23 protein-coding genes are annotated in these 24,155 nt (G+C 74.5%); 13 read left to right on the forward strand and 10 right to left on the reverse strand.

The window, feature by feature from the left end:
* Nucleotides 1–85: 85 nt before the first annotated feature.
* The 4 genes from PT931_RS26730 (at nucleotide 86) to bla (ending at nucleotide 5,003) form a co-directional block, all read left to right on the forward strand.
* Nucleotides 86–1,063 (forward strand): TolB family protein, encoded by a 978-nt coding sequence (locus tag PT931_RS26730; protein ID WP_456248461.1) that lies wholly within the window; start codon nucleotides 86–88, stop codon nucleotides 1,061–1,063.
* A gap of 183 nt (nucleotides 1,064–1,246) precedes the next feature.
* The gene (locus tag PT931_RS26735) at nucleotides 1,247–2,800 is read left to right on the forward strand and encodes a GMC family oxidoreductase (RefSeq protein ID WP_456248462.1); all 1,554 of its coding nucleotides are present in this window, start codon (nucleotides 1,247–1,249) and stop codon (nucleotides 2,798–2,800) included.
* Nucleotides 2,801–2,924: 124 nt separating this feature from the next.
* Complete coding sequence (locus PT931_RS26740; RefSeq protein WP_456248463.1) at nucleotides 2,925–3,980, forward strand: methyltransferase; 1,056 nt, start codon at nucleotides 2,925–2,927, stop codon at nucleotides 3,978–3,980.
* Between the two features lie 126 nt (nucleotides 3,981–4,106).
* The gene (gene bla / locus PT931_RS26745; RefSeq protein WP_456248464.1) at nucleotides 4,107–5,003 is read left to right on the forward strand and encodes a class A beta-lactamase; all 897 of its coding nucleotides are present in this window, start codon (nucleotides 4,107–4,109) and stop codon (nucleotides 5,001–5,003) included.
* Nucleotides 5,004–5,022: 19 nt separating this feature from the next.
* On the opposite strand, the gene PT931_RS26750 is transcribed toward bla, so the two are convergent.
* Entirely contained in the window at nucleotides 5,023–5,913 is an 891-nt protein-coding gene (locus tag PT931_RS26750) for a helix-turn-helix transcriptional regulator (protein WP_456248465.1), read from the reverse strand.
* Between the two features lie 102 nt (nucleotides 5,914–6,015).
* Between PT931_RS26750 and PT931_RS26755 the strand changes: the two genes are divergently transcribed.
* On the forward strand, nucleotides 6,016–7,437 hold the full coding sequence (locus tag PT931_RS26755) for an MFS transporter (protein ID WP_456248466.1): 1,422 nt from the start codon (nucleotides 6,016–6,018) through the stop codon (nucleotides 7,435–7,437).
* Between the two features lie 79 nt (nucleotides 7,438–7,516).
* On the opposite strand, the gene PT931_RS26760 is transcribed toward PT931_RS26755, so the two are convergent.
* From PT931_RS26760 to PT931_RS26770, 3 genes are all read right to left on the reverse strand, one after another.
* On the reverse strand, nucleotides 7,517–8,167 hold the full coding sequence (locus tag PT931_RS26760) for an MFS transporter (RefSeq protein WP_456248467.1): 651 nt from the start codon (nucleotides 8,165–8,167) through the stop codon (nucleotides 7,517–7,519).
* Between the two features lie 129 nt (nucleotides 8,168–8,296).
* Entirely contained in the window at nucleotides 8,297–8,707 is a 411-nt protein-coding gene (locus PT931_RS26765; protein ID WP_456248468.1) for a hypothetical protein, read from the reverse strand.
* 25 nt (nucleotides 8,708–8,732) lie between these two features.
* Complete coding sequence (locus tag PT931_RS26770) at nucleotides 8,733–9,374, reverse strand: TetR/AcrR family transcriptional regulator (RefSeq protein ID WP_456248469.1); 642 nt, start codon at nucleotides 9,372–9,374, stop codon at nucleotides 8,733–8,735.
* 223 nt (nucleotides 9,375–9,597) lie between these two features.
* Here PT931_RS26770 and PT931_RS26775 point away from each other — a divergent pair, with 223 nt between their 5' ends.
* Nucleotides 9,598–10,875, forward strand: a complete 1,278-nt coding sequence (locus tag PT931_RS26775) for a protein kinase domain-containing protein (RefSeq protein WP_456248470.1) — start codon at nucleotides 9,598–9,600, stop codon at nucleotides 10,873–10,875.
* A 217-nt stretch (nucleotides 10,876–11,092) separates the two neighbouring features.
* Here the strand turns inward: PT931_RS26775 and PT931_RS26780 are convergent, their stop codons facing one another.
* Nucleotides 11,093–12,058, reverse strand: a complete 966-nt coding sequence (locus PT931_RS26780; RefSeq protein ID WP_456248471.1) for an NADP-dependent oxidoreductase — start codon at nucleotides 12,056–12,058, stop codon at nucleotides 11,093–11,095.
* A gap of 144 nt (nucleotides 12,059–12,202) precedes the next feature.
* Here PT931_RS26780 and PT931_RS26785 point away from each other — a divergent pair, with 144 nt between their 5' ends.
* Complete coding sequence (locus PT931_RS26785) at nucleotides 12,203–13,165, forward strand: LysR family transcriptional regulator (protein ID WP_456248472.1); 963 nt, start codon at nucleotides 12,203–12,205, stop codon at nucleotides 13,163–13,165.
* 126 nt (nucleotides 13,166–13,291) lie between these two features.
* Here the strand turns inward: PT931_RS26785 and PT931_RS26790 are convergent, their stop codons facing one another.
* Nucleotides 13,292–14,836 carry an MFS transporter gene (locus tag PT931_RS26790; protein WP_456248473.1) on the reverse strand — a complete coding sequence of 515 codons (1,545 nt, stop codon included), beginning with the start codon at nucleotides 14,834–14,836 and terminating at the stop codon, nucleotides 13,292–13,294.
* A gap of 78 nt (nucleotides 14,837–14,914) precedes the next feature.
* On the opposite strand from PT931_RS26790, the gene PT931_RS26795 reads away from it, so the two are divergent.
* Nucleotides 14,915–15,553, forward strand: coding sequence for a TetR/AcrR family transcriptional regulator (locus tag PT931_RS26795; protein ID WP_456248474.1), 639 nt, complete (start codon nucleotides 14,915–14,917; stop codon nucleotides 15,551–15,553).
* A gap of 31 nt (nucleotides 15,554–15,584) precedes the next feature.
* Here the strand turns inward: PT931_RS26795 and rph are convergent, their stop codons facing one another.
* Nucleotides 15,585–18,320: a rifamycin-inactivating phosphotransferase gene (gene rph / locus PT931_RS26800; protein WP_456248475.1), complete on the reverse strand. Its 2,736-nt coding sequence runs from the start codon at nucleotides 18,318–18,320 to the stop codon at nucleotides 15,585–15,587.
* Between the two features lie 517 nt (nucleotides 18,321–18,837).
* On the opposite strand from rph, the gene PT931_RS26805 reads away from it, so the two are divergent.
* Nucleotides 18,838–19,602 carry a 3-keto-5-aminohexanoate cleavage protein gene (locus tag PT931_RS26805; protein ID WP_456248476.1) on the forward strand — a complete coding sequence of 255 codons (765 nt, stop codon included), beginning with the start codon at nucleotides 18,838–18,840 and terminating at the stop codon, nucleotides 19,600–19,602.
* Nucleotides 19,603–19,683: 81 nt separating this feature from the next.
* On the opposite strand, the gene PT931_RS26810 is transcribed toward PT931_RS26805, so the two are convergent.
* The 3 genes from PT931_RS26810 to PT931_RS26820 form a co-directional block, all read right to left on the reverse strand.
* Nucleotides 19,684–20,160, reverse strand: a complete 477-nt coding sequence (locus PT931_RS26810; RefSeq protein ID WP_456248477.1) for an SRPBCC domain-containing protein — start codon at nucleotides 20,158–20,160, stop codon at nucleotides 19,684–19,686.
* Complete coding sequence (locus PT931_RS26815; protein ID WP_456248478.1) at nucleotides 20,157–20,495, reverse strand: ArsR/SmtB family transcription factor; 339 nt, start codon at nucleotides 20,493–20,495, stop codon at nucleotides 20,157–20,159. The genes PT931_RS26810 and PT931_RS26815 overlap by 4 nt, the downstream gene beginning before the upstream one ends.
* Before the next feature lie 207 nt (nucleotides 20,496–20,702).
* Nucleotides 20,703–20,888 carry an antitoxin gene (locus tag PT931_RS26820; RefSeq protein WP_456248479.1) on the reverse strand — a complete coding sequence of 62 codons (186 nt, stop codon included), beginning with the start codon at nucleotides 20,886–20,888 and terminating at the stop codon, nucleotides 20,703–20,705.
* A gap of 196 nt (nucleotides 20,889–21,084) precedes the next feature.
* Here PT931_RS26820 and PT931_RS26825 point away from each other — a divergent pair, with 196 nt between their 5' ends.
* Genes PT931_RS26825 through PT931_RS26840 form a run of 4 tightly spaced genes read left to right on the forward strand, consistent with a single transcriptional unit; the run spans nucleotide 21,085 to nucleotide 24,126 of the window.
* The gene (locus tag PT931_RS26825; protein ID WP_456248480.1) at nucleotides 21,085–22,245 is read left to right on the forward strand and encodes an LLM class flavin-dependent oxidoreductase; all 1,161 of its coding nucleotides are present in this window, start codon (nucleotides 21,085–21,087) and stop codon (nucleotides 22,243–22,245) included.
* Nucleotides 22,245–22,685 (forward strand): MarR family winged helix-turn-helix transcriptional regulator, encoded by a 441-nt coding sequence (locus tag PT931_RS26830; protein ID WP_456248481.1) that lies wholly within the window; start codon nucleotides 22,245–22,247, stop codon nucleotides 22,683–22,685. Before PT931_RS26825 ends, PT931_RS26830 begins: the two co-directional genes overlap by 1 nt.
* Nucleotides 22,682–23,392 carry a CE1759 family FMN reductase gene (locus PT931_RS26835; protein ID WP_456248482.1) on the forward strand — a complete coding sequence of 237 codons (711 nt, stop codon included), beginning with the start codon at nucleotides 22,682–22,684 and terminating at the stop codon, nucleotides 23,390–23,392. Before PT931_RS26830 ends, PT931_RS26835 begins: the two co-directional genes overlap by 4 nt.
* Nucleotides 23,389–24,126: an SIR2 family NAD-dependent protein deacylase gene (locus PT931_RS26840; RefSeq protein ID WP_456248483.1), complete on the forward strand. Its 738-nt coding sequence runs from the start codon at nucleotides 23,389–23,391 to the stop codon at nucleotides 24,124–24,126. The genes PT931_RS26835 and PT931_RS26840 overlap by 4 nt, the downstream gene beginning before the upstream one ends.
* The last annotated feature ends 29 nt before the right edge of the window (nucleotides 24,127–24,155 follow it).

The following is a 24,155-nucleotide window of genomic DNA, read 5'->3' on the forward strand; positions in this document are numbered from 1 at the left end:
CGGCCCCCGCCCGAGTCGACACCGGGCGCGGTCCCCCGCTCCCGGCCGAGGCCGCGCCGGGTCGACCCCCACCCTGGAGGAAGCAGTGCGCCACCGTACCCCCATCGCCGTGCTCTGCGCCCTGGTTCTGGTCGCCGTGGCCGTCGGCTACACCCTGCACGTCCGGGCGGGCCAGGCCACCCCGGGCGCGCCGGACGCCACCCGGGCGGAGTCGCTGCGCGCGGCCGGTCCCCGGCTCCAGGTCCTCAGCAACGGCGCACTGTCCATGGTGGACGCCCTGCGCCCGGACGGGCCGCGCACCGTCACGTCCCAACTGTGCGACCGGGCCTACCGGGCGGCCGACACCATCGCCTGCCTGCGGCCGGTCGACGCGCTCGCCACCACCAGCCTCGTGGTCCTCGACCCCGACCTGCGCGAACAACGGTCGGTGCCGCTGGCCGGCTTCCCCAACCGGGTCCGGGTCTCCGCCTCCGGCCGGATGGTCGGCTGGACGCTGTTCGTCAGCGGGCACTCCTACGCCACCCTCGGGTTCGCCACCCGGGCCGGGATCCTCGACACCCGCACCGGCGCGCTCGCCGACAACCTGGAGGAGTTCGCGGTCACGGTCGACGGCCGGCCCCACCGGGCGGCGGACATCAACGTCTGGGGGGTCACCTTCGGGGCCGACGACAACCGGTTCCACGCCACGATGGCGACCGGCGGGCACCGCTACCTCGTCGAGGGCGACTTCGCCGGCCGGACCCTGCGCACCGTCGCCGACAACGTGGAGTGCCCGTCGCTGTCGGCGGACGGTACCCGGATCGCGTTCAAGTCCGCCGTCGACGGGGACCCGAGGAAGGGCTGGCGACTGGCCGTGCTCCGGCTCGCCGACGGCGCGGTCACCACGCTGGCCGAGACCCGCAGCGTGGACGACCAGCCGGCCTGGCTGGACGGCGCCACGGTCGGGTACGCCGTCCAGCGCCCCGACGGCGGCAACGACGTGTGGGCGGTGGCCGCCGACGGGAGCGGGCAGCCGCGGCTGGTGGTCTCCGGGGCGAACTCCCCGGCGGCCGTGACCGGCTAGCCCCGGCCGCCGGGCCGCCCGGGAGCCGGAGTGCCCGGCCGCTCGGATGCCGGGGTGCCGTGGCCCCTCCGCCCCGCCGCGAGAGCAATCTGGAAGAAGTTCCGTCCCGCAGACGTCGGTACGCTCCGCTGTGTCGCCGGCACGTTGGCAGCACAGCGAGTCCACCACGACCGGAGGACGTTCATGAGCACGCTGGACATCTACGACTACATCATCGTCGGCGCCGGCAGCGCGGGGATCCCCCTGGCGGCGCGGTTGAGTTCCGATCCGGCGGTGCGGGTCGCGCTGATCGAGGCGGGGCCGGACTACCCGACCCCGGCCGAGACGCCCGGGGACCTGCTGGACGGCAACCAGATGTCCCTGGTGGAGCACGACTGGCGCTTCACCGCCGACATGCTGCCGGACCGCCGGACGCGGTACTTCCAGGGCAAGGTGGCCGGGGGCGCGTCCTCCGTCGGGAACACGATCGCGATCCGGGGTATCCCCGACGACTTCGACAGCTGGGCCGCCGCCGGGCACACCGAGTGGTCCTGGGACAAGGTGCTGCCGCACTACCTGGCGCTGGAGAACGACCTGGACTTCGGCGGCGAGTACCACGGCAAGGACGGCCCGGTACCGATCCGGCGGTGGCGGTCGGAGGAGCTGACCACCGCGCAGCGCGCCTTCTACGACGGGTGTCTGGCGGCCGGGTTCCCCCAGGTCGACGACCACAACCATCCGACGTCCACCGGGGTGGGGCCGGCACCGTCGAACCGGTGGGACACCCACGGCCGGGTGTCGACGGCGACGGCGTACCTGGCGGAGGCGCGGTCGCGGGAGAACCTCACGATCCTGGCCGGCACGGCGGTGAGCCGGGTACTCCTCGACGACGGGGTCGTGCGTGGCGTCGAGGTGCTGACGGGGGCTACCACCCAGGAGCTGCGGGCGCGCCGGGTGGTCCTCGCGGCCGGGGCGGTGTGCACGCCCGCGATCCTGCTGCGGTCCGGGATCGGGCCGCGCGAGGACCTGCGGCGGCTCGGGATCGACGTGCGGCTCGACCGGCCGGGGGTCGGCGCGGGGCTGAGCGACCAGGCCCGGACCGGGGTCTTCATGGTGCCCAAGCCGGGAGCCGAGAACTTCGGCGCGTCGGTCGGGCAGATCGTGCTGCGCACGGCGGGTACGAGCTCCCGGCGCGACAACGACATGTACTACGCGATGGTCAACCACTTCGACCTGTCCGTGCAGTTCCCGCACCTGCGGGAGGCCGCGGGGGCCGACCGGGTGTTCTGCGTGCTGGTCGTGGCCCGCGAACCCAGCTCCCGGGGCCGGGTGACCCTGGACTCCCCGGACCCGAGGGTCGCGCCGCACATCGACCTGAACTTCCTGACGACGGAGTACGACCACCGGCTGTTCGCGGACGGGTTGCGGGTCGGCTGGGAGCTGGCGCAGACCCCGGCGATCCGGGACCTGGCCGAGCGGGTGGTGATCCTCGACGACAAGGTCCTCGACTCCCCGGACGCCGTCCGCGACTATGTGACGTCCACGGTGGACTCGGCGTACAACCCGATCGGGACGGCGCGGATGGGTACCGCCGACGATCCGCTGGCCGTGGTCGACCAGCGGTGCGCGGTACTCGGGGTCGAGGGGCTGTTCGTGGCCGACGCCTCGGTGATGCCCAGCATGGCGCGGGCGAACCTCAACCTGACCACGATCATGATCGGCGAGCGGGTCGCGGAACTGCTGCGCACCAGCCGTTGACCGGCGACATCCGCCCCGCCGGTGAGACGTCGGCGGTTCCGTGCGATCGGTGGGGCGGCGGCGGACACGCCCGTTCGGAGCGATCGGTGGGCGCGGACGGCCGGACAGAGGCGGAGGACGCACGATGACGACAGTGGACAACCATCGGGCCGGACCCGACGGGCCGCCCGGGCCGGACACTGCGACCGGGTCTGACGCGCAGGCCGTCTCCCCGGCACGGATCCTGGAACTGGTCAGCGGGTTCCGGGCCGCGAAGTTCCTGATGGCGGCCAGCGACCTCGGCGTGTTCGAGGCGCTCGCCGACGCGCCCGCCCCGATCGAGGTGCTCGCCGCGCGCACCGACCTCACCCGGCGGGCGGCCCGGATCGTCGCGGACGCCATGGTCGCGCTCGGGCTGCTCGACCGCACCGGGGACACGTACCGCAACAGCGCCGCGGCGGCCGCGTACCTGGCGGGAACCGGCTCTTCCGATCTTCGTCCCTTTCTCCGGTTCTCCGACCGGATGAGCTACCCGGCGTGGACGGACCTCGCGCGGGCGCTCCGGCACGGCCCCACCACCCAGATCACCGACCTGGACCCCGCCCGCCAGAAGGTCTTCTCCGAGGGCGTCGAGGCCCTCAACGCCGGCCCGGCCGACGCGCTCGCCGCGGGCGTGGACCTCGCCGGCCGGCACCGGCTGCTCGACGTCGGCGGCGGCACCGGCTCGTGGTCGATCAGTGTGGCGCGGGCCCACCCACGGCTGACCGCGACGGTGGTCGAGCTGCCGCAGGTGGTCGACCTCGCCCGGCGGCGGATCGCCGAGCACGGGCTGGCCGGGCGGATCGGGGTCGTCGCCGGGGACATCCGGACGGCCGACCTGCCCACCGGCCACGACTGCGCCCTGCTCGCGAACGTGGTGCACTGCTTCTCGCCGGTGGACAACCAGCTGCTGCTGGGCAACGTGCGCCGCGCGGTCGGCCGGGGCGCGCTGCTGCTGCTCGCCGACATCTGGACGGACCCGACGCACACCGAGCCGGTGATCGCCGCGCTGATGGCCGGCGAGTACGCGGTCAACATCACCGACGGCGACGTGTACAGCGTCGCCGAGGCCCGCGGGTGGCTGGCCGGCACCGGGTGGCGGTTCGTGGACCACCGGGACCTCGGGGGCGCCAAGTCGGTGGTCGTCGCCGAGGCCGTCTGACGCGACGACCCCGGCGGTGCCAGCGCCACCACGACGCGGGTCTGACGCGCCTCCAGCGCCCGCCGCGAGGTCTGTAACGTCACGTATGGCGGATGTGTCGGGGTCCGCACATACCGAGGGAGCAGCATGTCCACTCGCCGCACGTTTCTGACCACCGGCGCCGCCGCGGCGATCGGCGCACTCGGGACGACCGGGACCGCCGTCGCCAGCCCGTCCGCGACGGACGGCCTGCGGGGCCGGCTCCGACAGCTGGAGCGCGAACACGACGCCCGGATCGGCGCCTACGGACACAACCTGCGGACCGGGGTGACCGCCGCCTACCGGGCCGACGAGGTGTTCCCGATGTGCTCGGTGTTCAAGACCCTCGCCGCCGCGGCGGTGCTGCGCGCCTTCGGCTCCGGTGAGCGGGCACTGACACGCACCGTCCACTACACCCGGGCCGACGTCGACCGGGCCGGGTACTCCCCCGTCACCTCCACCCCCGAGCACCTCGCCCGGGGCATGACGATCGGCGAGCTGTGCGGGGCCGCCCTCAGCCACAGCGACAACACGGCCGCCAACCTCCTGCTGGCCGAGGTCGGCGGACCGGCCGCGGTGACCAGGCTGTGCCGCACGCTCGACGACCCGGTGACCCGGCTGGACCGCTGGGAGTCCGAACTCAACTCCGCCGAGCCCTGGCGGCGGGAGGACACCACCAGCCCCCGCGCCATCGCCGACACCTACCGGCGGCTCCTGCTGGGCAGCGCCCTCGACCGCGAGGGCCGGGCCCTGGTGGGCACCTGGCTGCGGCAGAACACCACCAACCGCGACACCTTCCGCGCCGGGCTGCCCGCCGACTGGGTCCTCGCCGACAAGACCGGGTCCGGCGGGTACGGCACCCGCAACGACGCGGGCGTCGTCTGGACGCCGACCGGTACCCCGATCGCGCTCGCCGTCCTCACCACGCACGCCGACGCCGCGGCCCAGCCGGACAACGCCCTCGTGGCCGCCACCGCCGCGCACCTGGCGGCCGCGCTCGCCTAGACCGGCGTCGGCGCCGGGGTCAGCCCGCCATCGCCCTGGGCGCGGCCGGAGGCGGCTGGGGCAGGACCCGGGGCACGATCGACGCCAGGACCTCGAAGCCGGCCCGGGTCTCCTCGTCCAACGGCAGGTGCACGGTCATCCGCACGGTGTGCTGGTCCGACAGCCACAGGTGACTGGCCTCGCACCGCAACCGGCCGGCCTGCGGGTGCCGGTACTCCTTCACGGTCGGGTCCATCGGCGCCACCTCGTTGCGTTCCCACAGCTCGCGGAACTCGGGCGAGTGCTCCCGCAGGTCCGCCAGCAGCCGGGCCCAGGCGGGGTCGCCGATCTGGGCGGCGCTGTCGGCGCGGGCCTTGGCGACGATCAGGCGGGCCCGGTCCGGCCAGTCCCGCAGCAGCCGGCGCCACTCCGGGTCGGTGAACACCATCCAGAGCGTGTTGCGGTACCTGGGCGGCATGGCGCGGTAGTCGCCGTACAGGCCGAGGTGCGCCCGGTTGCCGGCGAGGAACTCCCACCGGGGCCCGATCACCACGGCCGGGAACGGGTCGAACTGGTCGAGCATCATGCGCACCGCCGCGCTGACCCGCGGGGCCTCCGCCTCGACCAGGTCGGGGTCGGGCACCTCGGCGAGGGTGAACACGTGCGCGCGTTCCGTCGCGTCCATGCCCAGCACCCGGACCACCGCCCGGAGCACCTGGGCGGACACGTTGATCGGCCGGCCCTGCTCCAGCCACGTGTACCAGGTGATGCCCACCCCGGCCAGCAGCGCCAGCTCCTCGCGGCGCAGCCCCGGGGTACGGCGGCGCAGGCCGGGGGGCATGCCCACCATCTCGGGGGTCGTCCGTTCCCGCCTGGACCGGATGAAGTCCCCCAGGTACCGCCGGCGTTTCGCCGCCTGTTCCGCGTTCACCCGGCCATCCTGCCCCGGCGCGGACCGGCGTGCCAGGTTCTGTCAGTACCAGCATCCGCACGCACTTGGTACCAGGTGACGCCGGGCAGCAGAGTCCCGATCATGGCGAACACGAGTGTCCTACCGGGTCCGTCCGCGACCCGTCCCGCCCCGTGGCGGGCCCTTCCCGTCCTGCTGACCGGCGCGTTCCTGCCGGTGCTGGACGCCTTCATCGTCAACGTGGCCCTGCCCAGCATCGGCGGCACCCTGCACGCCGGACCGGCGGAGCTGGAGCTCACGGTGTCCGGCTACGGCGTCGCGTACGCCTGCACGCTCGTCGCGGGCGGCCGGCTCGGGGACCGGTTCGGCCGGCGGCGGCTGTTCATGGTCGGGATGCTGGCCTTCACCCTGATGTCCACCGGCTGCGGCCTCGCGCCGTCCACGGCCGCGCTGATCGGGTTCCGGGTGGCGCAGGGTCTGGCGGCGGCTCTGATGTTCCCGCAGGTCCTGGCGGCGATCCAGGCGGGCTTCTCCGGCGGGGAACGGCAACGCGCGCTCGGCGTGTTCGGGGCCGTGATCGGCGCGGCGGGCGCGGTCGGTCAGGTGTTCGGCGGCTGGCTGCTGTCCGCCGACGTGGCCGGGCTGTCCTGGCGGCCGTTGTTCCTGGTCAACGCCCCGGTCGGCGTCCTCGCCCTGCTGCTCTGCCGGCGGCTGGTGCCCGAGACCCGGTCGGACTCGTCGCCCCGGGTCGACGTGCGCGGCTCGGTGTTCCTGGCGGTCGCCATCGCGCTCGTCCTGGTGCCGGCGACCCTGGGCCGGGCCGACGGCTGGCCACTCTGGACGTGGCTGTGCCTGGCCGCCGCCGCCCCGGTCGGGATCGCGTTCGTCGTCTCCCAACACAGATCAGAGGCCTCGGGGGGTACGCCGCTCCTGCCGCCCTCGTTGCTGCGCCTGCCGGCCGCCCGCCGGGCCCTGGTGGCGATCACGCTGTTCGCGACGTGTATCGGCGGTTTCCTGTTCACCACGGCGATCACCCTGCAGGTCGGCCACGGGTTCACCCCCGTCGAGGCCGGGTTGACCATGGGCCCGTGCACCCTGGCGTTCCTCGGGGTTGCGGTGTGCACCGGCCGGCTGGTCGCCCGGTACGGCACCCGGCTGCTCGTCGGCGGCGCCGTGACCTTCGCGGTGGGGCTCGCCGGTTTCGGGGCGGTCGTCGCGCTGTCGGACCGGGTGACCGTGCCCGGGGCGGCGCTGCCGTTGGCCGTGGCCGGGGCGGGGTGGGCGGCTCTGCTCGTACCCCTCATCGGGTTGGTCCTGGCCGGGTTGCCCGCCGAGCGGGCCGGACTGGCGGGCGGGGTGCTGTCCACCGCGTTGCAGATCGGCCTGGCCCTGGGCGCGTCGGTTCTCGGGTCGGTGCTGTTCGCGATCGTCGGGACCGGCGGGGATCCGGGCCGGTGGCGGGCCGCCACGCTGACCGGGGTGGCCGTGGAGTGCGCGCTGGCCCTGACCGTGGCGGGGATCGTGGGCGGGCTCCGGGCACGGTGAACCGCGACGGCCGGATCCCGTGCCGCTCATGCCCCGGCTGTGGCCGGTCGGGCCCTGGTCGAGGGTGTCGGACGCCGGTTCAGACCAACGGTCCGGCCTGCGGCGGGGTCGGCCGGGACGCGCGGCCCGTCAGCAGGACGATCCCGCCCACCGCGGCGATCAGCAGCGCCACGATCCCGACCGGCAGGGCCAGCATGAAAGGCAACCGCCAGCTCGCCAACTGCTCCGTGACCGCCCCGACCACCGGCCCGAGCACCAGCGCCACCAGCACCGCGCCCGCGACGACGGCCGCCGGCACCCCGCGTCGCGCCATCCGCGCGACCAGCGCGCCCGTGACGCCCCAGGCCAGCCCGGCCCCGAGCCCGGTCACCGCGCGGCCGACGAGCAGCAGGACGCTGTCGGGGGCGAAGGCGGTCAGCAGCGCCCCGAGCATGAGGAGCACGCTCGCGGGCACCGCGACGGAGGTCGGCCACCGCCAGCCGACCAGGGCGCCGACCGCGACGGCCAGGATCGCCGGCAGCAGGTAGGCGACCAGCACCAGGGCGAGCATCGAGTTCGCCAGGGCCAGGCCGCGCTGGATCGCGGTCCACTCCGGCCCGACGGTCACGAGGGCCAGGAACGCGCCCAGCGACGCGGCGATCGTCGGCCCGATCAGCAGCCAGGCGGGCCGGGGGCCGGGGCCGGGACTCGGGGCGAGCTGGTGCGGGGCGGTGGGGAAGGGCTGCGTCATCCCGCAGAGGATACGGACGCGGCGCCACCCCGGCGGGTGCGCGTGACCTTCCTCATCGGAGGCCGGCCCCGGCCCCCGCCGCCGTCAGCGGCCGGTGGACGACGAGCGGGCCGCCCGCTCCCCCGTGGCTCAGGCCCGGGGCCGGAGCCGGGCCAGGGGGATCAGGACCAGCAGCGGGACGAACAGCGTCCACTGGGGCAGGGTGAACACCGCCGGGCCGAAGGCGGCCAGGTTCACGGTGAGGAACACCACGGTGAAGGTGGCCGCGAGGAACCAGGTGTAGAGGAGTACCGGGCGGGCGAGGGTCCGGTCGGCGCGGGCCGCCCAGAGCAGGGCCACGGGCAGGGACGCGAGGACCAGGGTGCACACGTGCCACAGCACGCGGAACAGCTGCCTGGTCGGGGCGTCGAGGCCGGAGGCGAGCAGCGGGTCGACGAACTCGGGGGTGCCCCCGAACACGTGGAGGGCGGTGACGGCGGCGGCGAGGGCGGCGGCCACCCACAGCGGCCAGCGGCGGGTCGGGGCGACGGCGACGGGCATGGAGTTCCTCCGGTGGGGTGGGTGACTACTCGCGGGGCGGTCGCGGCCTCGGGGAGCGGGCGCCGTCGAGGACCAGACGCACCAGGTCCTCGGCGGTGTCGGGGTCGGCGGGTTCGCCCAGGACGACGCAGCGGAAGAACACGGCGCCGCCGAGGGCCCCGCTGATCGTGTCGACCGCGACGGCGTCCCCCAGTTCCCCGCGCGCGACGGCGGTGCGCAGCACCAGCTCCACGGCCTGTTTGACCGGCGCCAGGAACTGTTCCCGGACGAGGGTGCGGAACCCCTCGTCGGCGCCGAAGTCCGCCAGCACCCCGGCGGCGGCGGCGACCGCGGCCGGGGTGCCGAACTCGGCGATCATGGCGCGCACCAGGGTGCGGAGGTCGGCCGCCACGTCGCCGGTGTCCGGGATCGTCCGCGGGCCGACGTCGGTGAAGACCGTCTCGTAGACGAGGTGGGCCTTGCTGGGCCAGCGCCGGTAGATGGAGGTCCGGGCCACCCCCGCGCGGCGGGCCACCAGCTCCAACGAGGTGCCCGGGTAGCCGACCTCCACCAGCAGCTCGCGGGTGGCGGCGGCGATGGCCTCGTCGACCCGGCCGTCCCGGGGGCGCCCGCGTGCCGGGGGCCCGGAGCCGCGGGCGGGCGGGGGTTGGCCGTCGTCTCTCACCATGGTTTTACGCTACACGACGTACCGTATCGTTAATCGGCGGCATCCCCGGCGCCACCCGTGGTCGCGCGACCGGGTGTCGGGGCGGCCGACCCGGGCCCCGGCTGCCGGTACCCGTCCCGATCCGGAGGTTGGGGGGTGGCCGGGGTGTCGGAGGAGACCGCCGTGCCGGTACCCATCCGGGGCTGGGGGTTTCTCCCGGTCCTCGGCGGGGCATCCTTATGACATGAACCCCGCGCTGCTGGGCGGTCGCTACCGTGTCGAGGAAGAGCTCGGCCGGGGCGCCATGGCCTGCGTGTGCCGCGCGACGGATCTGCGGCTCGGGCGGTCCGTCGCCGTGAAGATCCTCGACAAGGCCGACGTCTTCGGGCCGACGACGCTGAAGCGCTTCGAGCGCGAGGCCCGCACCGTGGCCTCGCTGTCGCACCCGAACATCGTCGGGGTCTGGGACACGGGCAGCGAGGCCGGGGTTCCGTACCTGGTGCTGGAACTCGTCGACGGCGACAGCCTCGCCACCCGGCTGGCCGACGGGCCGCTGTCCGTCCCCGAGGCCGTGCGGATCGCCGTCCAACTGTGCGAAGGGCTGGCCGCGGCCCACGCCGCCGGGGTGGTGCACCGCGACATCAAACCCGCCAACATCCTGCTCACCCCGACCGGCGTGGCGAAGATCTGCGACTTCGGGATCGCCCGCCTCCGGCAGACCGACGTCACCGAGGAAGCCCTGACCGCCGCCGGCATGATCATCGGCAGCAGCGACTACCTCGCGCCCGAGCAGGCCACCGGCCGGCAGGTCGACGGCCTGACGGACCTGTACGCGCTGGGCGCGGTCCTCTACGCGATGGTCAGCGGGGGCCCGCCGTTCACGGCCGACACCCCGCTGGGGGTGGTGCACCAGCACGTCACGACGGTCCCGCCCCCGCTGTCGGCGGCCGTGCCCGGGGTGCCGGCCGCCCTGGAGGACCTCGTCGCGGGGCTGCTGGCCAAGGACCCGGCCGCGCGCCCGGCGACCGCCGGGGAGGTCCGGTCCGCGCTGCTCGCCATCGGAACGGAGGCCACCGCGGCACTGTCCGGGGCCACCCGGGTCGAGGGCGGGCGGCGGCGCGGCGCCGTACTCGTCGGGGGTGGGATCGCGGCCCTGGTGGCGGTGGGTGCGCTGCTGGTGGCGGTGTCCGGGGACGGTGGGCCGACCGGGGGCGCCCCGCCCGTGACGCCGGTGTCCGTGGCGCCGTCCGGTGCGCCGGCGCCGGTGCCGGTGGTGAGCGGCGGGACAGGATCCGTGCCCTCCCCCGCCCGGTCTGCCGGCGTCGGCCCGTCGCCGTCGGCCGTCCCGAGTCCGACGGCCGCGCCCTCGGCGGAGCCGTCGGCGAGTGCCGGGCCGTCGGCGTCCCCGACCGCGCAGCCGCCCACCGGCGAGCCCTCCGCGGGGCCGGAGCCGACCGAGCCCCCGAGGACACCCGACGGTTCTCCCGTGCCGGTCGCCGGGACGCCGTCACCGGTCGGCTAGGCGGGCGCTCCCGCCCGGCATCGCAGTTCCCGGGGATGCCGGCCCACCGAGTTCGGCGGTGGCTTCGACTGCGACTCCGGACATACCCAGCGGCCGCTCCCCCTGCGACAGCGGACGGCCGGCGCCGGCACGGGTGCCCTCCGACCCGCGCCGCGACGTGCCGATCCGGAGCCGCGGAACGGTGTCGCCGCTGCGGGAACGAGGGGCGGCGCGCCGGTCAGGGGATGAGCACGAGCTTGCCGGGGGCGTGCCCGGCGAGGCCGACCTCGTGCGCCTTCGCGGCCTCCGCCAGCGGAAACGTGGTGTCGACGACGACCCGCAGCGCCCCGGACCCGGCGCGGTCGACGAGCTCACCCCTGGCCGCGTCCCGGAGCTCGGCGCCCGCGTCCTCCCCGGGGCCGTAGCCGAGCAGCCTGATGCCGGCCGTGGCGCGGAGCGGCGAGGACCCGGTGATCGACGCGATCCGGGTGCGGTCGGCCACCAGGTCGAGGGAGACGTCGAGCGCCTCGTCGGTACCGGCGAAGTCGACCGCCGCGCTGACGCCCCCGGGTGCGGCGGCGCGCACCCGGTCGGCCAGCCCGGGCCCGTAGGCGACGGGGACGGCGCCGAGCTCGCGCAGCAGTGCGTGGTTGCGTTCGGCGGCGGTGGCGATCACCGTCGCCCCCGCCGCGGCGGCCAGTTGCACGGCCATCAGGCCGACCCCGCCGGACCCGCCGTGGACGAGCACGGTGTCACCGGCGCCCACCCGGGTGGCGTGCAGCGCGTGGACGGCGGTGGTGCCGGTCAGGATCAGCGACCCGGCCTCGGCCCACCCGAGACCGGCGGGCTTGGCGAGCACCGAGGTGGCCGGGGCGGTGACGTAGTCGGCGTAGGCGGCCGTCACGGGGTACACGATGACCTCGTCGCCGGTCCGCACGCCGGTCACGTCCGGGCCGACCTCGGTGACGACGCCCGCGCACTCCAGGCCGAGCGAGGGCATCGGGGCGGCGGTCCCGGCGGCGTCCCGGTGGTCGTCGGCCACCGTGTGGAAGGCCCCGCTGTAGAGCTTCCAGTCGATCGGGTTGACCCCGGCGGCGCGGACCTCCACGACCACGCCGTCGGCGGCCGCGCGCGGGGTCGGCACCTCGGTCACGGCGAGCACGTCGGGCGTGCCGTAGGCGGTCGGACGCACGATTCTGGGCATTGCCGGACTCCTGACGTGGTGGTGGACTGCGTGCCCCGCGGTCGATCGGGGGCTCCTGGGAACCAGTATCGAACCGCTCCGGCATAATGCCCAGTGCACTGTTGGTAGCGAGTAAGTGCGTCAAACGCACGAATGGGGGTACCGGTGCCGGCGGATCTGGATCTCAACCTGCTGCGCGTGTTCGACGCGCTGATGGACACCGGCAGCGTCGCGAAGGCCGCCGTGCGCCTGCACCTGTCCGCGCCGGCGACCAGCCGGGCGCTGAGCCGCCTGCGGCGCGCGATGAACGACCCCATCCTGGTACGGGCGGGCCGCGGCCTGGTCCCCACCCCGTTCGCCCTGCGCTCGGCCGTCACGGTCAAGGCGCTGCTCGACGCCGCGGACCGCCTGCGCACCGACCCCGCCGACAGCGACCCGGGGTCCTGGCGGCGCACGTTCACCATCCGCCTCAACGACGCGCTCGTCCCCGTCATCGCCCCGCGCCTCACCCGCCGGATCGCGGGCGAGGCACCCGGGGTCCGGCTGCGGTTCCTCGGCCAGGACTCGGAGGAACCCGACCCGCTGCGCGACGGCTCGATCGACCTGGACGTCGCGGTCGGGAACCCGCCGCCGCCCGACGTGCACACCGCGACGTTGTTCACCGACCGCTTCGTCGCCGTCGTCGCCGCCGATTCGGAGCTGGGCCGGTCGCCGGGCCTCACCCTCGACGACCTGTGCCGCCATCCGCACGTCTCCGCCTCGCGCCGCGGCCTCGCCCGGGGCCCGCTCGACGACGCCCTGGAACGGACCGGGCGGTCCCGGCACGTCGCCGCGGTCGTGCCCTCCTACGCCGTGGGGGCGCTGATGGCCCTTGAGGACGACGTCATCTGCCTCGTGCCGCGGGTGATCGCCGCGCACCTGGTCGAGCGGGGCGTTCCCCTCCGGTACCACGAGGTGCCCCTCGACCTGCCGACCGCCGACGTGGAACTGCGCTGGCACCGTCGGGTCCACGACGACCCCTCCTCGCGGTGGCTCCGCGACCGGCTCCGGGACGCCCTCCGGCCGCTCACGGTCGGCCCGCGCCCGACGGGATCGCGGGCCGGCGACGCGCACGCCCCTACGACCTGACCTTCTCGGGGAACTACCGGCCGGTCGCGCACCGGCGGGGTGGACAGTGCCCGCGCACCGGATCCCCCGGACCCCGCGTTCCGGCCCCCGAACTCGCCGACACCCGGCGCCGCGTCCCGCAAGGTGTCAGGACACGGGCTGGTGCTCCACCCGGGGCGCGGGCTCGACGACGGCGGCGCGGGACGGGCGACCGAGCCACCGCAGGGTAGCGAGCGCGCCGAGCAGGGCGATGCCGGCGCACACCAGGGCACCCTGTCCCATCGCGGCGGTGAACGCGCGGTCGGCGGCGGTGAGCAGCTCGGCGGCGGAAGCCGGGGGCAGGTGACCGGCGAGGACGTGCGCGGCGGTCAGGTCCTCGATGGCCGGGGCGGGGGCTGTAGGCAGGTCCTCGGCGAGCCGGCTGCGGTAGGCGGCGGAGACGACGCTGCCCACGACGGCGATGCCGAGGACGCCGCCGAGTTCGCGGACCACGCCGTTGATCGAGCTGACCGTGTGTGCCCGGTCCCGGGGCAGCGCCGCGATGGTGGCCTCGCTGGCCGGGGCCATGATCAGGCCCATGCCGGCCCCGGTGACGCCCATGGTGAGGGCCAGGACCCAGAACGGGGTACCCACCGTGATCAGCGCCAGCCCGCCCAGCCCCGCGGCCATCGTCACCAACCCGGCGCCGATGGTGTACCGGACGCCCAGCCGCGCCGCCACCAGGGCACTGGTCCCGGCCGTGGCCGCCATGGACAGGGCGAACGGCAGCGCGCCGAGCCCGGCCTCCAGCGGGCTGTACCCGTGCACGAGCTGCAGGTACTGGGTGTAGACGAACAGCGCGCCGAACAGCGCGAAGAAGGTGACGGCGAGGGTGAGGCTCGCGACGCTGAAGGCCGGGTTGCCGAAGACCCGGATGTCCACCATGGGGTGTGCGGCACGCAGTTCCCAGAGGGCGAACGCGGTCAGCAGCACCGCCGCCGCGCCGGCCTCGGCGAGCGAGGTGGCCGAGAGCCAGCCGCGTTCGGGGCCGTGCACGATCGCGTCGACGAGCACCGCCAGGCCGGTGGCCGACAGCAGCAGGCCCGGTACGTCGAACCGGCCGCCCCGGTGGCCCGGCAGGGCGGGGATCAGGGTGAGGGCCGCGACGAGGGCCAGCCCGACCAGCGGGACGTTGATCCAGAACGCGCTGCTCCAGGAGAAGTGTTCGAGCAGCACGCCGCCGAGGACCGGGCCGATCACGATGCCGATCCCGGCGGTCGCCGACCAGATCGCGATGGCCTTCGGGCGTTCCCGGGGGCCGAACAGCGCCACGATCATCGACAGGGTCGCCGGCATGATGAGGGCGGCGCCGAGGCCCATCACCGCGCGGTACCCGATGAGCTGGCCGGTGCCGGTCGCGGTCGCCGCGGCCACCGAGCCTGCGGCGAAGACCACGAGGCCGCCGATCAGGGCCCGGCGGTGACCGAACCGGGCGCCGAGGCCGCCGGCCACGATCAGCATCGAGGCGAATACCAGGGTGTAGGAGTTGTTGATCCACTGCAGGTCGGCCGTCGAGGCGCTCAACGCCCGGGCGAGGGCGGGCAGGGCCGTGTTGAGCACGGTGTTGTCGATGGTGGTGATGACCAGCGAGGCGCAGAGTACGGCCAGCGCGGGCCAACGGCGGGGGTGTCCGGTTTCCTGGTCGGGCGACATCGGGGGCTCCTAACCTTACGGTCGTTAACTAACAGCCGTTAGGCTATCCGCTCGACTAACAGGTGTAAAGTCACGACGGTGAAGAAGTCCGAGACGGCCGCCCGGAACCGCAACCCGCGCGGGGAGGGCGGGCGGCTGCGCGGGGAGATCCTCAGCGCCGCGACGGCACTGATCGTGCGGACCGGCTCCGACGAGGCCGTGACGCTGCGCTCGGTGGCCCGCGAGGTAGGCATCTCGGCCCCGTCGATCTACTCCCACTTCGCCGACCGCGACGCGATCGTCGCCGCGGTGGTCGAAGAGGCGCTGGCGCAGCTCGCCGACGCGGTGCGCACCGCGACCAACGAAGCCGACGAAGCCGACGAGGCCGCTGACCCGGTGGACCGGCTGGTCGCCGGCTGCGCCGCCTACGTCGACTACGGCACCCGGGAGCCCGCCCGCTACCAGGTGCTGTTCGGCTTCGCCCGGCAGAAGGCGGAGCTGGAGGACGACGGCGCGGGCCCGGAGTTCCTCGGCGGGTTCGACCTGCTCGTCGACGGCGTGACCCGGTGCGTGGCCGCCGGCCGCTCGGCCAGCACCGACCCGTTCGCCGACGCGGTGCTGATCTGGACGGCCCTGCACGGCCAGGTCGTGCTGCGCGCCAACGTGCCCTTCTTTCCGTGGCCGGCGGACGACGGGGTGCGGCAGCTGGTCCTCCGGCTCGCCCGGATCACCGACTGAGCGGTCCGCTGAGGACGCCGCGCGCGGCCGCTCAGGACAGCAGCTCGACGTACCCGTCGCCGCCGTGCACCCGGATCCGCTGCCCGTCCCGGATCAGCCGGGTGGCCCGCTCCACGCCCACGACGGCCGGCAGACCGTACTCGCGGGCGATGACCGCGCCGTGGGTCATCAACCCCCCGACCTCCGTCACCAGGCCCGCGACGGCGACGAACAGGGGCGTCCAGCTCGGGTCCGTGTGGGTCGTGACGAGGATGTCGCCCGGTTCGAGGTCCGCCCGCGCCATGTCCAGGATGACGCGGGCGCGCCCTTCCACGGTCCCGGAGGAGACCGGTAGTCCGACCAGGGCGCCGGCGGGCACGCCGTCCCGCCGGTACGAACCCGCGACGGCCTCGCCGTCCGAGGTCAGCACCCGGGGCGGCGTGAGCGCCCCGTACGACCGGAACGCGTCCCTGCGCCGCTCGATCAGTTGGCCGTCCACCCGGTGCGAGCGCGCGACGTCGTGGAACTCCCCGAACGTGAGGTAGAAGACGTCCTCCTCCTCGGCGAGCACGCCGGCCCGCACGAGGCGCCCGGCCTCCGCCATCAGGGCCCGCTTGTAGACGAGGTACCGGCTGACGATGTTGTACTTCGGGTACTCCCGGTACCCGATGAAGGTCCGGACCCGTTCGATCATCCGCCCGGTCTCCTCGGCCCGGCGCTCGCCGTCCGGCAGGGCCCGCAGCCGTTCGAGCACCTCCCGCGCCGTCCGCTCCGCCTCCCGCCGGCCCTGCTCGAAGCGCCGGTGGGCCTCGCCCGGCCCGAAGAGCCTGACGTTGTCGAGGATCACGGGCACGAGCATGCTGGGGCGCTCGCTCCACCGCGGCCTGGTGATGTCGATCTCGCCGACGCACCGCATCCCGTACCGGTCGAGGTACGCCCGGATCGCGTCCCGCGCCCCGGTCCCGCCCGCGAGTCTCGGCAGCTCGTCCAGGAAGCCCTCGTCGTCGACGCCGCGCAGGAACGCCACCACCTCCGGGTGCGGACGGATCACGTCCGCGACGTCGAGCAGCGCCAGTCCCATCTCGGAGGTGACGTTGTGCGGGGCGGACAGCGTGAGGGCGTCGGCGGCGTTCTGCTCGCCCAGCCACTCCCCCAGCTGGTCGTTGAGCCACCAGGTGGCCTCCATGCCGGCCATGATCGCCCGCATGCTCAGCGGATCGCCGAGGACCCGCCTGTGCTCCGCGAACGCCTCCAGCAGGAACTCGAACAGCGCCGGTCCGGTCAGGTCCGCGATGTCTCGCCGCAGGGCGGCGAGGGACGTCCGGCCGCGGTCGATCAGCTCGGTGACGAGGGCCGGATCGGTCTCGATCGGGGCGGCCGCGCCGCGCACGGGCGGCCCGCCGGGAGCCGCGCCACGCACCGGCGGCTCCCCGGGACCCGCCCCGCGCGCCGGCGGCCCCCCGGGACCCGCGTCGGGGAAGGTCAGGACGAAGTCGGCGCGGTCGAGGACGGTCTCCAGCGCGTCCCTGATCAGCGGGTCGCCCCGCCCGACCAGGTCCAGGAAGCCGGCGCGGCGGGCCGGGGCCAGGTGCGGGGTGGCGTCCACGAACAGCCGCCCGCCGGCCTCGAGCATCGGCGCCATGGCCGTCAGCTGCCACAGGGAGACGCCCAGGGGCTTCATCGGGTCGGTCATCATCTGCTGGTGGCCGACGGAGACGTAGACGTGGTTCCCCCCGTCGCCGATCTCCGGGACGGGGAACAGGGTGGTGACCGGCCGGCTCTGCACGATCCAGAACGCGTCGTCGACCAGGCACCACTCGATGTCCTGCGGGCGGCCGAAGTGCGCCTCGATCCGCCGCCCGAGCCGCACCAGCCGCACGGCCTGCGCGTCCGTCAGCGCCGGCCGGTCCCGCCGCCCCGGGTCGATCGCCACCTCCCGCGTCCCGCCCGCCGGCAGGGCCCGGACCTCGAGCCGCTTGGTGGCGACCGTCCGGGCGACGACCTCGCCGTCGCGCACCCGGAACACGTCCGGGTTCACCAGGCCGGAGACGAGGGCCTCGCCGAGTCCGAAGCCGGCGTCCACGGTGGCGACCTTCCGGTTGCCCGTGACGGGGTCGGCCGTGAACAGGATGCCGGCCGCGTCCGGGAGGACCATCCGCTGCACGACCACGGCCATGTGGACCTTCCGGTGGTCGAAGCCGTTGCGCAGGCGGTACGTCACGGCCCGCTCGGTGAACAGCGACGCCCAGCACCGGCCGAGGTGCCGCAGGACCTCCGCCGGGCCGACGACGTTCAGGTAGGTGTCCTGCTGGCCGGCGAAGGAGGCCGTCGGCAGGTCCTCCGCGGTCGCGCTGGACCGCACGGCGTAGGCGGCCCGACCGGCGGGGGCGGCCCGCTCGGCGGAGGGAGGTTCCTCTGCGTGGGCGGCCCGCCCCGCGCGGGCAGCTTCCTCGGCGTCGGCGGCCTGGCCGGCGAGTGCTCCGGTGACCTCCGCCGCCACGTCCTCCGGGACCGCGACCCCTTCGAGCGTCTCGCGGATCTCCGCGCTGAGGGTGCGGATCGCCTCCCGGTCGTCCGGGTCCAGGCGCGACAGCCGTTCGAGGCGGTCGTCGACCGACGGCGCCCCCGCCATGAACCGCTGGAAGGCCGCCGTCGTCACGCAGAACCCGGGCGGCACCCGGACACCGTCGATCCGCGACAGCCCGCCCAGGTGCGCGCCCTTGCCGCCGACGTCCGCGACCCGCGTCCCGTCCACGTCCCGGAGGTCCACCACATAACGCCCGCTCATCGCGACACCCCCGCGGTGGTCATGCCCCGTCGGGCAGATCGAACAACCAGAACCCCGAGCTTCGACGGGTACTCGGCTGGCCGGCTCTCCCCAGCCGGTTCGGGTGCCGCGCACCCCTGGTCGAGCACTCGCAACCGCGCGGCCGAGCCCGTCAGCGGTGCGTGGTCGGCGCGTCCCCCGTGCATCGACAAGGCGTCGTACCCCCAGTTTCTGGTCGGTCCCGTGTCCGGCCGACGACGATTCTGCGGCAGGACCCGGGCCTTGCCGCAAGCCCCCCGGTGCGTTATACGTTAGAAGTGGCGGGTGACGTTTCCCCGCCTTCTCCTCGAACCGGGTGCCGACGTCGATCCCGACCGGGCTGCCTCCCGACGTCGCCCCCGCCCGGCGGCGCTGCCCCAGGTCCCACACCTCGCCACCCGCGGCGTCAACGTCCTCGCCGGCCACTTCGGGTTGCCACGCGCGCCAGTGCCGCCCGCAGGCGCTCCGCCAGGTCACGGGTGGGGTGCGAAAATGGGGCATGCGGATCGAACGGGTCAAGGCCTGTCTCAACGGCGGTCGGCAGGTGTCCGAGCACCCGGCCGTGCCGGTCACGCCGGCACAGTTGGCGGACGCCGCGCTCTCCGCGACCGCGGCGGGTGCCGAGGCCGTGCACATGCACCCCCGTGACGGGCACGGCGCCGAGACGCTGGCCGCCGCGGACATCGGTGCGGCGGTCCACGCGGTACGGCGGGCCTGCCCGGCCGTACCCGTCGGGGTCTCCACCGGGCTGTGGATCGCCGGACACGACCCCGGGGCCCGCCTGGACGCGGTGGCCGGGTGGTCGCGCCTGCCCGCGTCCCATCGGCCCGACTTCGCGTCGGTCAACCTCAGCGAACCGGGCTTCGGCACGCTGGCCCGGGCCCTGTGGTCCCTCGGCATCGCCGTCGAGGCCGGGGTGTGGTCGACCGCCGACGCCGACGCCCTGGCCGGGTCGGGGCTGGCCGGGCGGTGCCTGCGCGTCCTCGTCGAGATCATCGCGACGCCCCGGAACGCCGCCCCGGACGCGGCCACCGCCGTGCTCGAACGACTCGACGCGCTCCACCTGCCGGGGCCGCGCCTCCTGCACGGCGAGGACGAGGCCACCTGGCCCCTGGTCGCTCTCGCCGGCCGGCTCGGCCTGGCCACCCGGATCGGCCTGGAGGACACCACCACGGACCCCGACGGCGCACCGGTCACCGGAAACGCCGAACTCGTGCGGCGCGCGCTGACCACCTGGACCGCGCAGCGACCCGCGCCCGCCTGATCGCCGCGGTGCCCCGGCGCCCGCGAGGAGGCGGGCTGGTCACCGGCCGGACCTGATCCCCGTGGTGGGTCGGGGGGCTCGTCAGCGCACGTCGTGGCCCTCGGCGATCCGGGCGAGTTGTCCGGTGACCGAGCCCCAGCCGTCCACGAAGCCGAGCTTCTCGTGCAGGGCCCGGGCGGCGGGGTCGCCGTGCCGGACGACGACCCGGTAGTCCGTACCGTCCGGATGATCGCTCAGGGTGATCTCCGCGGTCATGGCGACCGGGGCCGGCGACGCGGGTCGCCAGGCGCCGTCGACCGCGTTGGTGAACACGATCCGCTCCAGCTCCTCCACGACGAGGAAGCACGCGTCGAGGTGCGGGAGGAACTCCACCCCGTCCTCGCTGAGCCGGGTCACGAGCCCGCCGCCGGGCCGGACCTCCAGGCGGTCGACGCGGCACAGGGTCGGCGCCGGGAGCCACCACCGCGCGAAGCTCGCCGGGTCGGTCCAGGCGTTCCAGACGGCCGTGCGCGGGGCGCGGATGATCCGCTCCAGGCCAAGGTCCAGGTCGGGGTTCATGGTCGGTTCTCCCTGGTGTCGGTGAGGAAATCCTCGAGCTGGTCGGTGCGTTCCTCCCAGACCCGGCGCTGCTCCGCGAGCCAGTCGTCGAGGACCGCGAGGCGTTCGCGGTTCAGCACGCACGTGCGCACCCGGCCGGACTTGGCCGTGCGGATCAGGCCGTTGGCCTCGAGGGTCCGCAGGTGCTTCATGAAGGAGGGAAGGGTCATCGGGAACTCGCGGGCGAGGTCGCCGACACTCGTCGGACCGCGGCCGAGGCGCCGGATGACCCCGCGCCGGGTCGGGTCGGCGAGGGCGACGAACACGCCGTCGAGTTCCGCCAGATACTGTGCCACGAGGCTAAGTATTACCCTGGACCAACACTTAGCGCAAGGGCACAGTATCCGGCGCCCCGACCGTGATCCGGCAGGTCCGGGCGGTGGCCACGGAGGTCCGGGCGGTGACCAGGCAGGCCTCGCGGCCTGGGCCCGGTGCGGCCCGGGAGCCCCGGGACACGACCGCGCCCGCCCGGGCTGTGCTCGGACGGGCGCGGCGGGCGTACTTCAGCTGTTGTTGCCGATGGCGCCGTCGGCGGCGTTGCGGGCGCCGTCGATCTGGTCGCCGAACTTGCCGTCGGAGAGCTTCTTGGCCAGGTCGGCCGCGCCGTCGAGCGCCTTGTCGCTGACCTGCTCGCCCTGGTCGGTGTTGAGGAAGTCGGTCGCCTTCTTGGCGAGGTCGTCGAAGCCCATGCTCTGCTCCCGGTGCTCGGTGGAATGGTGCGCCAGCCCGGGCGGAACGTGCCTGGGCTGCGCAGACGATGGTAGTTCAGGTGGGCTGGTGACCCGGCCCGGCCGGTACCCGGAATATTCTCCGCGCCCCCGTGTTGAGGAGTATGCAAACGCATATAGCTGCCGGCGCCACCGGCACGTGGGAAGCAGGTACACAGTGCAGTTCGGCGTGTTCTCCGTGAGCGACATCACCCGCGACCCGGTCTCGGGCTCCACCCCGAGCGAGGCGGAGCGGATCGACGCGGTCGTGCGGATCGCGAAGAAGACCGAGGAGGTCGGGCTGGACGTGTTCGCGATCGGCGAGCACCACAATCCCCCGTTCTTCTCCTCGTCCCCGACGACGCTGCTGGCGTACATCGCGGCGAGCACCGAGAAGCTCATCCTGTCCACGGCGACGACGCTGATCACCACGAACGACCCCGTCCGGCTCGCCGAGGAGTACGCGATGCTCCAGCACCTGGCGAAGGGCCGGATGGACCTGATGCTCGGCCGGGGCAACACGGCACCGGTGTACCCGTGGTTCGGCCAGGACCTCCGCGAGGGCCTGCCGCTGGCGCTGGAGAACTACAACCTGCTGCACCGGCTGTGGCGCGAGGACGTCGTCGACTGGGAGGGGAAGTACCGCACGCCGCTGCAGGGCTTCACGTCCACGCCGCGCCCGCTCGACGGGGTGCCGCCGTTCGTCTGGCACGGCTCGATCCGCACGCCCGAGATCGCCGAGCAGGCCGCGTACTACGGCAACGGGTTCTTCGCCAACAACATCTTCTGGCCGAAGGAGCACTACGTCCGCCTGATCGAGTTCTACCGCCAGCGCTTCGCCCACCACGGGCACGGCACGCCGCAGCAGGCCATCGTCGGCCTCGGCGGGCACGCGTTCATCGCCCGCAGGTCCCAGGACGCGATCCGCGAGTTCCGGCCCTATTTCAACGAGGCCCCGGTCTACGGGCACGGCCCGTCGATGGAGGACTTCATGGCGCAGACCCCGCTGTCGGTCGGCAGCCCGCAGGAGGTCATCGACAAGACGCTGACCTTCCGCGAGCACTTCGGCGACTACCAGCGCCAGCTGTTCCTGCTCGACCACGCCGGCCTGCCGCTGAAGACCGTGCTGAACCAGCTGGACCTGCTCGGCGAGGAGGTCGTGCCGGTGCTGCGCAAGGAGCTCGCCGCCCGCCGCGCGCCCGGGGTCGCCGAGGCGCCGACGCACGCCGACCGGGTCCGGGCGGTCTACGGCGACGGGGAACCGCGCCAGAACCGCCCCCGCGCCAACCGGGGCGACAACGTGACGGGCTCGTCGCCGTACCAGGATTCGGCGTCCTGATGGCCGGCGGGACCCGGCTGGCCAACACCGCGTGGGAGGCGCTGATGGCCGCGCACGCCACGCTCATGAAGGAGTTCGCCGCCGAGCGGACCTGGCAGGAGCTGAGCATGCGGGAGTACGACGTCGCGTACACCCTGTCCAAGTGCCCGGAGCCGATCAGCGTCACCGAACTGCACCGGCACGTCCTGCTCAGCCAGCCGGCCCTGTCCCGCCTCGTGGACCGGCTGGCCGAGCAGGGCCTCATCCAGCGCGCCCCCGACCCGTCGGACGGCCGCGTCGTCCTGGTGTCCCTCACCGCCCTCGGCCGGGACACCCAACGCCACATCGGCCGCCAGCACGCCCGCAGCGTCGCCCGCGCCGTCACCAGCAGGCTCAGCCCCGCCGAACTCGGCCAGCTGGAAGCCCTGTGCCGCAAACTCGCCCTAAGGAACCCGGAATGACCTCGTACCGCCTGGCCGTCGTCTCCGCTGGAGCCAGCGACCCGTCCTCGACCCGGATGCTCGCCGACCGGATCTCCCAGCGGGTCACCGCCCTCGCCGGGCGGCGCGGCCACGACACGGCCGTCACCGTCGTCGACCTGCGGGAACTGGCCAGCGAGGTCACCGCGGCCCTGGTCTCGCGGATCCAGGGCCCGAAACTGCGGCAGGCCGTCGCCACGCTCGCCGACGCCGACGGCATCGTCGTCAGCACCCCGGTCTACGCCGCCGGCGCCAGTGGCCTGCTGACGTCCTTCTTCCAGATCCTCGACAGCGACCTGCTCATCGCCAGGCCGGTGATCGTCGCCGCGACCGCCGGCACCGCCCGACACTCCCTGGTCGTCGACGAGCAGCTCCGGTCCCTGTTCGCCTACCTGCGGGCCCTGACGGTGCCGACGTCGGTGTTCGCGGCGCCGGAGGACTGGAACGCCCCCGAACTCGGCCGGCGCCTCGACCGGGCCGCGTTCGAACTGGTCCTGCTGATGGAGAGCGGCTTCGCCCGGGCGGTCCGCGACGAGTCCTGGCACGCCTACCAGCACGAGTTCGGCGGCGCGGGCGGCACGGAGGTGTCCATCGACCTCGGCTCGGACCTGATGCGGCTGGCCACGGGCGGCTCGGCACGGGTATCCGGTGGCGGCGACGGGCTACCGGCCGTACCTTCGTCGGCATGACCACCCCCCGCCCCCTGATCGCCGTGATGACCGGAGCCGGCATCTCCACCGCCTCCGGCATCCCCGACTACCGTGGCCCGCGGGGCGTCTGGCGGCAGGACCCGACCGCGGAGCGGCTCGTGACGATCGGCCCCTACCTGGCCGATCCGGAGGTCCGGCGCCGGGCCTGGCGGATGCGGCTCGACATCGGGGCGCACGCCGCGCTGCCCAACGCCGGACACCTCGCCCTCGTCGAGCTGGAACGCGGCGGGCTGCCGGTCCGGGTGCTCACCCAGAACGTCGACGGGCTGCACCAGCGCTCGGGCCTGCCGGCGCACAAGGTGCTCGAACTGCACGGCACCGCCGCCGAGGTGCGGTGCGCGGGGTGCGGGGTCCGCGGCGGGATGGCCGAGGCGCTCGACCGGGTCACCGCCGGCGAGGAGGATCCGGCGTGCCGGGCGTGCGGGGGCGTGTTGCGGCCCTGCACGGTGATGTTCGGCGAGCCGCTCGACTCGACGGTGATCGGGCAGGCCGAGACCATCGCACGGGCGTGTGACGTGTTCGTCGCGATCGGCAGCAGCCTGCAGGTGTACCCGGCGGCGGCTCTCCCGCTGATCGCGTTGGAGGACGGCGCCCGGCTGATCGTCGTGAACGGGGAGCCGACCCCGTACGACGCGCTGGCCGCCGAGGTGATCCGCGAGCCGATCGAGGAGGCCGTGCCGGCCCTGGTGCGGCGGCTGCTCGCCGGGGAGTGAAGCGGACCGGGCCAGCCCGCTCACGAGTC

It is taken from the genome of Longispora urticae, from assembly GCF_053902585.1.

Coding starts and splice junctions, on each gene's coding strand:
- PT931_RS26735 (WP_456248462.1), top strand. CDS start 1,247: ATGAGCACGCTGGACATCTACGACTACATCATCGTCGGCGCCGGCAGC.
- PT931_RS26740 (WP_456248463.1), top strand. CDS start 2,925: ATGACGACAGTGGACAACCATCGGGCCGGACCCGACGGGCCGCCCGGG.
- bla (WP_456248464.1), top strand. CDS start 4,107: ATGTCCACTCGCCGCACGTTTCTGACCACCGGCGCCGCCGCGGCGATC.
- PT931_RS26755 (WP_456248466.1), top strand. CDS start 6,016: ATGGCGAACACGAGTGTCCTACCGGGTCCGTCCGCGACCCGTCCCGCC.
- PT931_RS26760 (WP_456248467.1), bottom strand. CDS start 8,167: ATGACGCAGCCCTTCCCCACCGCCCCGCACCAGCTCGCCCCGAGTCCC.
- PT931_RS26765 (WP_456248468.1), bottom strand. CDS start 8,707: ATGCCCGTCGCCGTCGCCCCGACCCGCCGCTGGCCGCTGTGGGTGGCC.
- PT931_RS26770 (WP_456248469.1), bottom strand. CDS start 9,374: ATGGTGAGAGACGACGGCCAACCCCCGCCCGCCCGCGGCTCCGGGCCC.
- PT931_RS26775 (WP_456248470.1), top strand. CDS start 9,598: ATGAACCCCGCGCTGCTGGGCGGTCGCTACCGTGTCGAGGAAGAGCTC.
- PT931_RS26780 (WP_456248471.1), bottom strand. CDS start 12,058: ATGCCCAGAATCGTGCGTCCGACCGCCTACGGCACGCCCGACGTGCTC.
- PT931_RS26790 (WP_456248473.1), bottom strand. CDS start 14,836: ATGTCGCCCGACCAGGAAACCGGACACCCCCGCCGTTGGCCCGCGCTG.
- rph (WP_456248475.1), bottom strand. CDS start 18,320: ATGAGCGGGCGTTATGTGGTGGACCTCCGGGACGTGGACGGGACGCGG.
- PT931_RS26805 (WP_456248476.1), top strand. CDS start 18,838: ATGCGGATCGAACGGGTCAAGGCCTGTCTCAACGGCGGTCGGCAGGTG.
- PT931_RS26810 (WP_456248477.1), bottom strand. CDS start 20,160: ATGAACCCCGACCTGGACCTTGGCCTGGAGCGGATCATCCGCGCCCCG.
- PT931_RS26820 (WP_456248479.1), bottom strand. CDS start 20,888: ATGGGCTTCGACGACCTCGCCAAGAAGGCGACCGACTTCCTCAACACC.
- PT931_RS26830 (WP_456248481.1), top strand. CDS start 22,245: ATGGCCGGCGGGACCCGGCTGGCCAACACCGCGTGGGAGGCGCTGATG.
- PT931_RS26835 (WP_456248482.1), top strand. CDS start 22,682: ATGACCTCGTACCGCCTGGCCGTCGTCTCCGCTGGAGCCAGCGACCCG.
- PT931_RS26840 (WP_456248483.1), top strand. CDS start 23,389: ATGACCACCCCCCGCCCCCTGATCGCCGTGATGACCGGAGCCGGCATC.